Source organism: Spirillospora sp. NPDC047279 (genome assembly GCF_040643285.1).
GTDB lineage: Bacteria > Actinomycetota > Actinomycetes > Streptosporangiales > Streptosporangiaceae > Spirillospora.
Genome location: NZ_JBEYUA010000018.1, coordinates 64,598 through 76,082, shown reverse-complemented (window position 1 = coordinate 76,082; position 11,485 = coordinate 64,598). Strand labels below are relative to the sequence as shown.

General features: G+C 73.4%; 11 protein-coding genes. 4 read left to right on the top strand and 7 right to left on the bottom strand.

The window, feature by feature from the left end:
• The first annotated feature begins 111 nt into the window (after nucleotides 1-111).
• The 4 genes from ABZ810_RS37045 (at nucleotide 112) to ABZ810_RS37030 (ending at nucleotide 4,456) form a co-directional block, all read left to right on the top strand.
• Nucleotides 112-1,704, top strand: a complete 1,593-nt coding sequence (locus ABZ810_RS37045; RefSeq protein ID WP_358411315.1) for an acyl-CoA carboxylase subunit beta — start codon at nucleotides 112-114, stop codon at nucleotides 1,702-1,704.
• Nucleotides 1,701-1,964, top strand: coding sequence for an acyl-CoA carboxylase subunit epsilon (locus tag ABZ810_RS37040; RefSeq protein WP_358411313.1), 264 nt, complete (start codon nucleotides 1,701-1,703; stop codon nucleotides 1,962-1,964). Before ABZ810_RS37045 ends, ABZ810_RS37040 begins: the two co-directional genes overlap by 4 nt.
• A 119-nt stretch (nucleotides 1,965-2,083) precedes the next feature.
• Nucleotides 2,084-3,136, top strand: a complete 1,053-nt coding sequence (locus ABZ810_RS37035; RefSeq protein ID WP_358411311.1) for an NYN domain-containing protein — start codon at nucleotides 2,084-2,086, stop codon at nucleotides 3,134-3,136.
• Nucleotides 3,137-3,211: 75 nt separating this feature from the next.
• Nucleotides 3,212-4,456, top strand: a complete 1,245-nt coding sequence (locus ABZ810_RS37030) for a hypothetical protein (protein WP_358411309.1) — start codon at nucleotides 3,212-3,214, stop codon at nucleotides 4,454-4,456.
• Nucleotides 4,457-4,526: 70 nt separating this feature from the next.
• Here ABZ810_RS37030 and ABZ810_RS37025 read toward each other — a convergent pair whose 3' ends face one another.
• The 7 genes from ABZ810_RS37025 to ABZ810_RS36995 all read right to left on the bottom strand — a co-directional run bounded on the left by ABZ810_RS37025 (nucleotide 4,527) and on the right by ABZ810_RS36995 (nucleotide 11,457).
• A complete protein-coding gene (locus ABZ810_RS37025; protein WP_358411307.1) occupies nucleotides 4,527-5,948 on the bottom strand; it encodes an MFS transporter in 1,422 nt (473 codons plus the stop codon).
• Between the two features lie 112 nt (nucleotides 5,949-6,060).
• Nucleotides 6,061-6,540, bottom strand: a complete 480-nt coding sequence (locus ABZ810_RS37020) for an Rrf2 family transcriptional regulator (protein WP_358411306.1) — start codon at nucleotides 6,538-6,540, stop codon at nucleotides 6,061-6,063.
• A gap of 68 nt (nucleotides 6,541-6,608) precedes the next feature.
• Complete coding sequence (locus tag ABZ810_RS37015) at nucleotides 6,609-9,701, bottom strand: bacterial transcriptional activator domain-containing protein (RefSeq protein WP_358411305.1); 3,093 nt, start codon at nucleotides 9,699-9,701, stop codon at nucleotides 6,609-6,611.
• A 190-nt stretch (nucleotides 9,702-9,891) separates the two neighbouring features.
• Nucleotides 9,892-10,344 (bottom strand): Tad domain-containing protein, encoded by a 453-nt coding sequence (locus ABZ810_RS37010; RefSeq protein ID WP_358411303.1) that lies wholly within the window; start codon nucleotides 10,342-10,344, stop codon nucleotides 9,892-9,894.
• The gene (locus tag ABZ810_RS37005; RefSeq protein ID WP_358411300.1) at nucleotides 10,341-10,805 is read right to left on the bottom strand and encodes a TadE family protein; all 465 of its coding nucleotides are present in this window, start codon (nucleotides 10,803-10,805) and stop codon (nucleotides 10,341-10,343) included. The genes ABZ810_RS37010 and ABZ810_RS37005 overlap by 4 nt, the downstream gene beginning before the upstream one ends.
• Nucleotides 10,802-11,188, bottom strand: coding sequence for a TadE family protein (locus ABZ810_RS37000; RefSeq protein ID WP_358411297.1), 387 nt, complete (start codon nucleotides 11,186-11,188; stop codon nucleotides 10,802-10,804). The genes ABZ810_RS37005 and ABZ810_RS37000 overlap by 4 nt, the downstream gene beginning before the upstream one ends.
• A gap of 62 nt (nucleotides 11,189-11,250) precedes the next feature.
• A complete protein-coding gene (locus ABZ810_RS36995) occupies nucleotides 11,251-11,457 on the bottom strand; it encodes a hypothetical protein (protein ID WP_358411295.1) in 207 nt (68 codons plus the stop codon).
• Nucleotides 11,458-11,485: the final 28 nt, after the last annotated feature.

The window sequence follows — 11,485 nt, the reverse complement described above, 5'->3', positions numbered from 1 at the left end:
CGTCTTCGTAGCCACGCCGCAAGCCTAGTGAGAGGCCGAGACGGCACCCGACACCGCGTCCACGGCACCCGGTCGAAAGGTCCGGATCAGTGTGCGGTTACCCTGGCCGGCATGGCGATGGAAGCTCCTGAACCCGCTGTGGACATCGACATCCACACGACGGCCGGAAAGATCGCGGATCTCGAACGGCGCCGTTACGAGGCCGTGCACGCCGGATCCGAGCGTGCGGTCGAGAAGCAGCACGCCAAGGGCAAGATGACCGCCCGGGAGCGGATCGACGCGCTGCTCGACCCCGGCTCGTTCGTCGAGTTCGACGAGTTGGCCCGGCACCGCTCGACCAACTTCGGCATGGAGAGGAACCGCCCGTACGGCGACGGCGTGGTGACCGGCCACGGCACCGTCGACGGCCGGCCGGTCGCGGTGTTCTCCCAGGACTTCACGGTCTCCGGCGGCTCGCTCGGCGAGGTCTTCGGCGAGAAGATCTGCAAGGTCATGGACCACGCGGTCAAGACCGGCTGCCCGGTGATCGGCATCAACGACTCCGGCGGCGCGCGGATCCAGGAGGGCGTGGTCGCCCTCGGCCTCTACGCCGAGATCTTCAAGCGGAACGTGCACGCGTCCGGCGTGATCCCGCAGATCTCCCTGGTCATGGGCCCCTGCGCGGGCGGCGCCGTGTACTCCCCCGCGATCACCGACTTCATCGTCATGGTCGACCAGACCTCGCACATGTTCATCACCGGGCCCGACGTGATCAAGACGGTCACCGGCGAAGAGGTGACCATGGAGGAGCTGGGCGGCGCGCACTCGCACAACTCCAAGTCGGGCGTGGCCCACTACCAGGGCTCCGACGAGGACGACGCGATCGAGTACGTCAAGGCGCTGCTGTCGTACCTGCCGTCCAACAACCTCGGCGACGCGCCGGTCTTCGACGTCGACGACGACCCGAACGTGCTGGACGACGAGCTCGACACCCTGATCCCCGACTCGCCCAACCAGCCGTACGACATGCACACCGCCATCGAGCACGTGCTGGACGACGGCGAGTTCCTCGAGGTGCACGAGCTGTTCGCGCCCAACATCATCGTCGGCTTCGGCCGGGTGGAGGGGCACTCGGTCGGCATCGTGGCCAACCAGCCGATGCAGTTCGCCGGCACGCTCGACATCGACGCCTCGGAGAAGGCGGCGCGCTTCGTCCGCACCTGCGACGCGTTCAACATCCCGGTGCTGACCTTCGTGGACGTGCCCGGCTTCCTGCCCGGCACCGACCAGGAGTGGAACGGCATCATCCGGCGCGGCGCCAAGCTGCTCTACGCCTACGCCGAGGCGACCGTGCCGCTGGTCACCGTGATCACGCGCAAGGCGTACGGCGGCGCGTACGACGTCATGGGGTCCAAGCACCTGGGCGCCGACGTCAACCTGGCCTGGCCGACCGCGCAGATCGCCGTGATGGGCGCGCAGGGCGCGGTCAACATCCTCTACCGGCGCGAGCTGGCCGCGGCCGACGACCCCGACGGCCGCCGCGCCGAGCTGATCACCGAGTACGAGGACACGCTGGCCAACCCCTACGTCGCGGCCGAGCGCGGCTACGTCGACGCGGTGATCAAGCCGTCCGAGACGCGCGGGCAGGTCATGAAGGCGCTGCGCTCGCTGCGCGAGAAGCGCAAGAGCCTGCCGCCCAAGAAGCACGGGAACATCCCGCTGTGAGCGCCGCCGAGGGAGCGTCCGGGAAGGCCCCGTTCCTCCAGGTCGTCCGGGGCGAGCCGACCGCCGAGGAGATCGCGGCGCTGGTCGCCGTGCTCACCGCCCGCGCGCAGGCCGCCGCGTCGGCCCGTGCCCGGGCCGACGAGGGCACGCGGCGTACGTCGCGGTGGGCCGACCGGTCGCGGGGGTTGCGCGGGCCGGTCTCCGAGGGCGTCCGGCCGCGCGGCGCGGGCGCCTGGCGGGCGAGCGGGTTCCCGCGCTGACGAACCGAGGCGGCCGGGCTCCGCGAGGTGTGCGGGGGCCCTGGCGCGGAAATCCTCAAGGCAGATGTAACCGTGGTTCGCGCCCTGGGAAGCCCCCGGCACGAATAAGGTGAAAGGCCATGGCCACCTCGGAGTTCGTCCCTCAGCCCGCTCGCTATGCCGTCTTCGTCGACGCGGGGTATCTCTACGCGGCCTCCGGGGCGCTGTTGCTCGGATGCGGCTCCAGACGCGAGTACCGGGTCGCCGCGGAAAAGCTGATCAAGGCATTGACCACCCATGCGGATGATCAGTTGGTGGGCGAGTTGTTGCGCGTCTACTGGTTCGACGCGGCGCCCAAGCGGCAGCCGACGGTCGACCAGCGCGTGATCGCCAACCTGCCGCTGGTGAAGCTGCGCCTGGGCAACCTCAACGCGCAGGGGCAGCAGAAGGGCGTGGACGCGCAGTTGCGGGCCGACCTGGAGGCCCTGGCGCGGCACCGGGCGATCACCGACGCGGTGTTGCTGGCCGGTGACGAGGACATGCTGCCCGCCGTCGAGGCGGCTCAGCGTTACGGGGTGCGCGTGCACCTGTGGGGCGTGGAGCCGACGCACGGCTCCAACCAGGCCGAATGGCTGGTCTGGGAGTCCGACACCGTCGAGGTGCTGCCCTCCGATTTCCTGCGCCCGTACTTCACTAAAGCCAAGGTCCTGCCCGTTCCCGCCGCCGCTGCCGCCGCCGCCGCCGTGCGGGACGCCGCCGCCGTCGCGCAGGCGGGCGCCCGCACCGCCCCGGTGCCGTCGCCGTCACAGGTGTTCGCCGGGCGCGCCCCGGCGGTCAAGCCCGTGCCCGCCGGCGCCGTCAAGACCGCGGTGCCCAACGCCGGCCAGCACGTCATCCCGGCCGCCACGACGTCCACGACCGACGGCAAGCTGGGGCCCGACCGCGACCACATGCTGGAGATCGGCGAGCACGTCGCGCAAAAGTGGATCTTCGAGCGGGGGCGGGACAACATCCGCGACCTGCTCCCGGGCCCGATCCTGCCCCCGGTCATCGACAAGGAACTGCTGATCGAGGCCGAAAAGGAGCTGGGCGGCTCGCTGCGCCCCTACCAGGAGGCCCGCACCTGGCTGCGCGACGGTTTCTGGGAGCGCGTCTACCGGGAGTTCGGCATCGGGATCGGCAAGTCCGACTGACCTTTGCCCGCCGGACCGTGAACTTCTTGTGATTAGTCCGACACGCTGAGTGGTGGAAGCGGTACAGTCCCGGCCGTGATGGGGGGACATCGCGTACAACGCAGCGCCACGGCCGTCGTCGCCGTGGCGGCCACCGCTCTGCCGGCGGTGGCGTGCCAGTCGCCCGTGCCGTTCTACCCGGCGGGCGCCGGTGCGCCGGACGCTCCGGTGGTCGGGCTCGGCGGCCCGGCTCCGTACGTCAGGAGCCCGGCGCCGTCCGGACGGCCGGGCGCGCACGGCACGACGCCGGCGCCGCGCAGGGACCCGTCGGCGCGAGCCGTGTCCGGGGGCGGGAACGTCTACGCCGCCACCGGTCCCAGCCTGCTCCAACCGGCCGCCCAGGCACTGCCGCCGCGGCTCTTCGTGCCGAACGGGAGCATGGGCACGGTCGACGTCGTCGACCTGCGGACGTTCAGGGTCACCGCGCGCCTGCGCACCGGCGGGGTGCCGCGCCGGGTCGTGGCGTCGTGGGACCTGCGGCGATTGTGGGTCACCGACGCCAGGAGCGGCACGCTGACCCCGCTGAGCCCGCTCAACGGACGGCGCGGACGGCCGGTCGCGACGTCCGTCCCCGGCGGGCGGATCCACTTCACCCCGGACGGCGGTACGGCCCTGGTCATGGCGGGGCGGCAGCGCCGCATCGACATCCGCGACCCCGGCACCATGCAGGCCCGCGGCCGGCTGGTGCTGCCCTGTGCGGGCGCCGAGCACGCCGACTTCTCCGCGACCGGCGCGTTCCTGGTCACCGGGTGCACGCCGTCCGGGCGGCTCCTGCGGGTGGACCCCGCGCTGCGCCAGGTCACCGGCACGCTCGCGCTGCCGGAGGGGGCCGCGCCGGGCGCCGTGCGGCTCGCCCCGGACGGGCGTTCCTTCTACGTGGCCGACGCGGCCAGGGGCGGCGTGTGGGTGATCGACGCCGGCGCGTTCCAGGTGTCCGGGTTCGTGCCGACCCGGCCCGGCGCCTACAGCCTGACCTTCAGCCGCGACGCGCGGCGGCTGTACGTGCTCGGCACCGGCGTGCTCACGGCCGTCGACCTGGCGGCACGGCGGGCGACCGGGCACTGGCGCCTGCCGGGCGGCGGCTCGCCCGAGGCGGGCGGGGTGACGGCCGACGGCACCGCGTTGTGGTTGTGCGAACCGCGCACGGGCGGCGTGTACGCGCTGTCCACGCGTACGGGACGGCTCGTCCGGACGGTACGGATCGGCGGCGTGCCGCAGGGCGGGGTCGTCTATCCGCAGCCCGGTCGCCATTCGCTCGGCGGCTCGGGGATCTACCGCTGAGAAGACCGGCGGAGGCCCGCCCCGGGGTGGGGCGGGCCTCCGCGCGATCCAGGCCGATCCGGCGCCCGGGTCAGACGTACGCGGGCTGCTCCTCGGGGACGCTCGCGGGGGCGGTTCGCGGCCGGGTGAAGCCGAGCGCGACCAGCACGGTGACGGCGACGACCGCCGCGGCGATGAGGATCGCGGTGCGCAGGCCGTCGGTGGTGGCGGCGCGCAGCGCCTCGCCGCTCAGCCCGTGCGTCCCCGCGTTCGCCACCGCGACCAGCACCGCGAGCCCGACCGCACCGCCGATCTGCTGGGTGGTGGACGCCAGCCCGGAGGCGATGCCCTGCTCGTCCGCCGCCGCGCTCGCCGAGGCGGCGCCGAACATCAGGGTGTACGTGGCGCCCTGGCCCAGCCCCATGACGACCAGGCCGGGGACCAGAACGGCGTAGGACGCCCCGGTCGCCAGGCTCAGGCCGAGGATCACCGTTCCGGTCACGCCCACCGAGAGCGCGGTCACGATCGTGGTCCTGCTGCCGAGCCGGGTGGCGAGCCGCCCCGCCGTCCGCGCCCCGATGGCGATCGCCAGCATCGGCACCAGGAAGGCCAGCCCGGTGCGGAGCGGGCTGTAGCCGTGCACCCCCTGGAAGTAGACGGTCAGGAAGTACTGGAGGGTCCCGAAGCTCGCCATGAAGAGGAACGTCACGGCCGCGCCCGTGCTGAGGTCGCGGTCGCGGAAGAGCCGCGGCGGCAGCAGCGGGTCGGCGCCCCGCGCCTCGATCACGAAGAACGCCGCCAGCAGCGCCGCCCCGGCGCCCGCGGCCGCGAGCACCCGCGCCGAGCCCCAGCCGTTCTCCGGCCCCTGCACGAGCGCGAGGACCACCAGGGTCGTGCCCAGCGTGGCGGTCACGGCCCCCGCGAGGTCGAACGAACGGCCGGCCGCCCGGGTCACGCCCCGGGCGAGCAGCGGGAACGCCAGCACGGCCGCCAGCGCCGCGAGCGGCACGTTCACGAAGAAGACCGAGGCCCAGCCGAACGTGTCGGTCAGGACGCCGCCCAGCAGCGAGCCGAGGATCATGCCGCTGCCGCCAGCCGTGCCCCAGACGGCGAAGGCCCGGTTGCGCTCGCGTCCGGCCGTGAAGCTCGTGCTGACCAGCGTCAGTGTCGCCGGGAACAGGAACGCCCCGCCCACGCCCTGCACCGCGCGCGCCGCGACGAGCACGCCGGGCGTGGTCGCCAGCCCGCCCGCCAGCGACGACACCCCGTACAGGGTCAGGCCGAGCACGAACATCCGGCGCGGGCCGAACAGGTCGCTCGCGCGCCCGCCCAGCAGGAGGAAGCCGCCGAACGCGACCGCGTAGGCGCTGATGACCCATTGCAGGTCGTGGGCGGAGAAGCCGAGGGCGGTGCCGATCTCCGGCAGCGCCACGTAGACGATGTTGTAGTCGACGGCAATGATCAGCTGGGCGAACGCCAGCAGCGCCAGGGTGAGCTCGGATCGCCTGTTCATCGGGATGGTCCTTCCAAGGACGGCCGTTCGGCCGCACTTTTTTCTGGATGTTATGGATGTTGAATATCTAGAATTACTCGACGAAAGGACACCCGGCCCGGTGCGCTCCGGGTCAGGTCCTCAGGTTGGCGAACCAGTTGCGGGTGTCGCCGGGCGCGGACGGGGCGCGGCGTTCGACCGTGGCCTTGATGTCGGCGACGGTCTGGCCGGCCAGCTCGCGGCGCCAGGCCAGGTCGGCCCGCCGCATCGCCTGGGAGATCACGCAACTCTCCCGGTAGTCGACCCCCTCGTGATCCCCCGGCCCCTGCCGCAGGATCTCCTCGCAGCGGAAGGCCTCCTCCGGCCCCTCGATCGCGGTCACCACGTCCATCAGCGTGATGTCCTCCGGCCGCCGCGCGAGCCGGAACCCGCCGCGCGGCCCGGACGTCGAGGTCAGGATGCCCGCGCGGGCGAGCGCCTGGAGCTGCTTGTTCAGGTAGGCGGTGGGCAACCGGTAGAACGCCGCCAGCCTGGCCGCCGTCACTGCCTGGCCGTCGTCCATCCAGGTCAGGTTGACGCAGCTGTGGAGCGCCCACTCGACGCCCTCGTTCATCCGCATAATCTGGACATTACACATCCAGAACCACCCTCGCAACACCGGGACGCCGGGCCCCTACCTGGTCAGCGGGCCTGCAGGCGGTGCCACTGCGGCATGAGCTCCTCGACCAGGGCCTCGGTCTCGGGCTGGAGCTGGTCGAGCAGGGGATCGCGGCCGACGCGGGAACGCAGCTCGTCGATGACCACCTGCACCTGCGCCTCGTCGCCGGTGGCGTGGGTGGAACGCAGGAGGTCGCGCCAGAGGCCCTCGTCCTCGGGCGCGAGCCGCAACCCGGCGCGGGCGGCCCCGACCGCGCCGCGGGCGTCGCCCTCTTCGAGGCGCAGGACGACGAGCCGGTGCGCGACGTCGATGACGCGGGCGCCCGCCTCGTACTCCAGGTCGTCGTTGGCCAGCCAGCCATACCGGCCGCGCGGGCGGTCGGCCAGGACCGGGCCGCGGACCAGGTCGAGGGCGTAGGACATGTAGGCGGTCTCGGAGGCGGGCTCGGCGGCCGACCGCCAGACCAGCCAGCGGAACACCGCCCAGTCGACGCGGACCTCGGACCCGAGCTTGATGCGGCCGCGGTCGTCGTAATAGAGGTTGGGACGGCCCCGGGCGTCGCGGCCCAGCCAGTCGGAGACGCGCGCGACGCAGGCGTCCCGGACCCCGGTCGTGACGCCGCGCGGCCAGATCGCGCCGCTGAGGACGGTGGGGTGCACGCCGCCCGGATGGGTCGCCAGGTAGACGAGCACCTCGGTGCACAGGGCACGGCGGGTGTCGTCCATCGGGCCGGGCGCGTCGACCTCGATCGGGCCGAGGAGCCGGATGTCGACCGACGACTGGTGGGTGCCGGGCGGCTCGGCCCCGCCGATGTCGGAGGCCGGGTCGGACAGCGGCACCGACTCCAGCCGCCCCGCGGTGCGGAACAGCTCGAAGACCCCGCGGTAGTGCTCTTCGGGAACGAGCTGCGCGTCGACCTGGAAGCCGAGCACGCCGGCCTGCATGCGCCCGGTCGCGTCGACCTCCCACGTCCAGGTGGCGCCCTGGACGTCGCCGGGCACGATGTAGCCCGCGGCCATCCGGGTGCCGGTGCGGGCGAGCGCGACGAGCCGGTCGGCCTCCCGTTCGGTGGGCTGGTCGGCCATGATCAGGTAGTGCGGCATCCAGGCCTCGCCGAACACGCCGCGGCAGCGGCCGGTGAGCACCGAGTCGACGCCGGACGCCGCCAGCGCCTGGCGCACCTCCTCGCTGCGGCCTTCGAGCTCGGGCAGCGCCTGGTCGAGGGTCGCGACGGTGCGGATGCGGTCGGGCGCGACCTCGGCGAGCCCCTCGCCCAGCTCGGCGCCGAAGCCGACGAGCGTGATGCGCATGTGGTCGGACCAGCGGTTGGTCGCGAGCTCCAGCGCGAGCGCGGCGAGCACCGAGCGCCGCACGTCCGGCGGCCCCTGGAGGGCGATCAGCCCGTGCGCGGCCTCCAGGTCGACCAGGATGCGGCCGTTCTGATTGGTGCCGATCGAGACCAGGCCAGGGTAGGGGGCGAGGACGTCGCCGAGGTCGGCGGCGCGCAGCCCGTTCAGCGCGTCGCCGCGCAGCCGCCACACCTGTCCGTCGTCGTAGGCCTCCCAGGGCGCGGGCGGGTTGCGGTCGGCGGGCGCGACCCACAGGTCGAGGCTGCCGTTGCCGAGGTGCACGCCGTAGACGGTCGGCAGTGCGCGGCCCTGCCCCTGCCCCTCCGCGGCCAGCGACTTGGACAGGTGGCGGAGCCCGAGGTCGAGCAGCTCGACGGCGCCCTTGTCGGCGCCCATGCGCAGCGCCTGCTCGGTCTGGGCCGCCCGGCCCTCCGGCCGTACGATCATCTGCCCGAACGCGCGGTGCCACATCTGCGTGCGGCGGCGCCGGCCGAGCGCGCTGAGCAGCCCGGCGGCCAGCAGCGACGCCGCGGCCAGGCCCTGCGGCCACTCCAGGTCGAACGGGAGCGGGGCGTGCTCCTCCTGCTGCGCGTCCTGCCCGGGGACGTTGGCGCCGCCTGTCCCGGCTCCGCCGCCGAGCTCGTCGCTCGGCCGGGGCGCGGGCGCCTGGGAGGCGGGCGGCTCCTCGGGGGCCTGCGCCGGCGGCTGCGCGGGGGCCGCCGCCCCGGGTGCGGGCGCCTGCGGCGCCGGGGTCTCGGGGGCCGGCTGCTCGGGGACCGGCTGCTCGGGCGCGGGGGCTTGGGGTGCCTGAGTCTCCGGTGCCCGGGTCTCCGGCGCGGGAGTCTCGGGAGCGGGAGTCTCGGGAGCCGGAGCCTCGGGCGCGGGGGTCTCGGCGGCGGGCGGCGGGGCGGGCGACCGCGGCGCCGGAGTCTCCGGAGCGGGCTGCCGCGGCACCGGCTCGGGCGGGCCGGCGTGGCCCGTACGGAAGTAGTCGTCGAGGTCCTTGACCGGGATGACCTGGGCGCCCTTGGCGTCGGCGGGCATCTCCAGGACCCAGCCGGGACGGATGAGGCTCGCGATGCTCAGCTTGGACCCGTCCGGCTGCACGCGTCCCTTGTTGAGCGCGTAGATCTCCTTGTAGCGGCGGCCCTCCCCCAGGCACTTGTCAGCGATCTCCCACAGGCTCTCGTGGTGGCGGCCCTCCGGCGGCTGCACCCGGTAGATCTTCGTGGTCGGCGACTTGGCGGTCGGCTGCGCGGCGGTCGCGGGCGCCTGGTGCTCGACGGCGACGGCGGCGGCCCGCGGCGCGACCACGGCGGGCTGGACCGGCCGGAACTCCTGCGCCTGCGTCTGCACCGGCCGCTGCGAGTGCAGCCCTCCCCCGCCGAACGCGGGCATGATCGCCGAGGTCGCGGTGAAGAGCAGCAACGCCGCGACGACGAGCCGGTGCACCAGTGACTGCGTGCCGCCGGCGAGGGGCACCCGGGCGGGCACTCCGACGCCGCGGATGCCCGCGTACACCTCGACCAGCACGCACAGCGCGAGCTGCAACCACGCCAGCCAGACCAGCGCCACCAGGACCGTCATCAGCGCGCCCGGGCCGATCTGCCCGGTCAGGTCGCTCGCGGTCGGCACATGGTCGGGGACGGGCGGCTCGAAGAAGGTGAGCAGTGCCCACGGCACGCCGCCGACGAGCGCGACGAGCGCCGCGATCGCGCCGATCCCCGCGAGGACGTCCCCGACGCTGCGACGCCCTCGTACCTTCACCGGAGGCTTGGGTCCTCGCCCGGTGCCCGCGCCGCCGGGCTGTCGTGTCAGCATCGCGCCCCTTGCTCACCGGTACGTGTACGTGCCTGCGCGGATGTCGCCATTGTCATCGTAGACAGCTCCCCTTCGCGCGCAATCCCCAACCGATAACTATCGGGCGGGCGGCCGGTTGACGGTCGAGTCAGACGGGTCAGGGTTCGTCGCCGGTGATCGGCTCGGCGGAGGCGGTGGACCGCATCGTGAACGAGCCGAACCCCGGCACGATGCTGAGGAACTGCGGGTTGACCGTGAGCTCCACGGTCACCTGCACCTCCTGTTCGGTCGCCCCGCAGGAGCTCCCGGTGATGTTGTCGTCGTAGTCGCCGAGGAGCCCGCACGCGGCGGCCTCGGCCCGGCCCGGGTCGATCACGGGCCTGCCGGTCTCGCGCAGCTGAGCCTCGTCGATCTGGTTGGCGCCGGCGCGCGCGGCCTGCTCGGCCATGTCGGCGGCGCGCTGCCGGGCGTGGATCGCCAGGCCGCCGTCCACGAGCAGTCCCGCGAGGATGAGGACGGTGGGGGTGAACAACACGACGTACATCGAGATCGTGCCGCGGTCACGGTGGTCCGCGCGTTCACGGCGGTCGCCGCGCGTCAGGCGGATCATCCGTCGCCCTCGCCGTCGGTGCCCCGGTAGGTGTAGGTGTCGACCGGCGCGACCGAGGTGCCACTGAGCCGCTTGCTGCCCGGGAACCCGATGAACGAGAGGTCGCCGAGGTCGACGTCGCAGACCACGGTCACCGAGACCCGGCCGCCGGGGCCCCAGGCTCCGGTGTCGGTGCTCACCGAGGGCCCGCCCGCGCACCACTTGGTGTCGCGGAGGTTGGTGGTGGCGGCCTCCTGGGCGAGCGCCTCCGCGGCGCCCGCGCTCCGCGCGACCGACGCGGCGCGCACCGCGTCGCGGGCGGCGCCGTCCATCTGGCTCTTGGCGTCGACCATGCGCCCGGCTCCGGTGAGCAGCAGGAGGAACGCGACGAACAGCGGCGTGACCAGCACCATCTCCAGCGACATCGAGCCGCGGTCGGGCGCGGCCGGCCGGACGGTGAGCGGGCGGCGGACGGTCGTCATCCGGCCCCCTCACACGAGGTGCCGTCGCCCTCGTCGGGGCGGAAGCACTCGATCGGTCCCTGGGACCGTTGCGAGACGCGGAACGTCATGAACGGGATGACCCGCACGGCGTGCCCGCTCACCTCGATGCCGCGCTCGTCGTCCCCCTGGAGCGGTGTCACCTGGCGGCCCGTCAGCAGCTCCGAGCCGATCTTGTCGACGTCACCGGCGGCCTTGCTGACGGCCGGTCCCTCCCATGCGGCGCCGACGGGCTGGGTACGGGCGACGCGCGCCCCGGCCTGCGCGGCGGCGAGGGCGACGTGGCGGGCGTGGAAGACCATGGCGAACTGGACCACGATCAGGAAGACGAAGATCAGGACGGGGGTGAGCAGCGCCCACTCCATCGCGGACGCGCCCCGGTCGCCCCGGTAGCCCCGGTAGCTCCGCCGTCCGCCGGTCGTGCCGGTCAGCCGGTGTTGATGCTGTTGGCCTTGTCCCTGATCTTGGTGAGGATGACCGCGCCGATCGCGATGGCGATGCCGGCGAGCAGGGCGGTGATGATGGCCCACTCGATCGCCGAGGCGCCCTTGTCGGTCTCGTCGCGGGCCTCGTCGAGCCTGACGCCCAGCAGGGCCCGCAGGTAGGCGATGGTCGGGTCGTTCAGGGGATTCACTGTTTCTCCTTCGCGGAACGGGACGTTC

Bases quoted from the DNA above. Each gene is read 5' to 3' on its own strand.
- ABZ810_RS37035 (WP_358411311.1), top strand. From the start codon at position 2,084: ATGGCCACCTCGGAGTTCGTCCCTCAGCCCGCTCGCTATGCCGTCTTC.
- ABZ810_RS37000 (WP_358411297.1), bottom strand. From the start codon at position 11,188: ATGGAGTGGGCGCTGCTCACCCCCGTCCTGATCTTCGTCTTCCTGATC.
- ABZ810_RS37020 (WP_358411306.1), bottom strand. From the start codon at position 6,540: ATGAACGAGGGCGTCGAGTGGGCGCTCCACAGCTGCGTCAACCTGACC.
- ABZ810_RS37045 (WP_358411315.1), top strand. From the start codon at position 112: ATGGCGATGGAAGCTCCTGAACCCGCTGTGGACATCGACATCCACACG.
- ABZ810_RS37010 (WP_358411303.1), bottom strand. From the start codon at position 10,344: ATGATCCGCCTGACGCGCGGCGACCGCCGTGAACGCGCGGACCACCGT.
- ABZ810_RS37005 (WP_358411300.1), bottom strand. From the start codon at position 10,805: ATGACGACCGTCCGCCGCCCGCTCACCGTCCGGCCGGCCGCGCCCGAC.
- ABZ810_RS37025 (WP_358411307.1), bottom strand. From the start codon at position 5,948: ATGAACAGGCGATCCGAGCTCACCCTGGCGCTGCTGGCGTTCGCCCAG.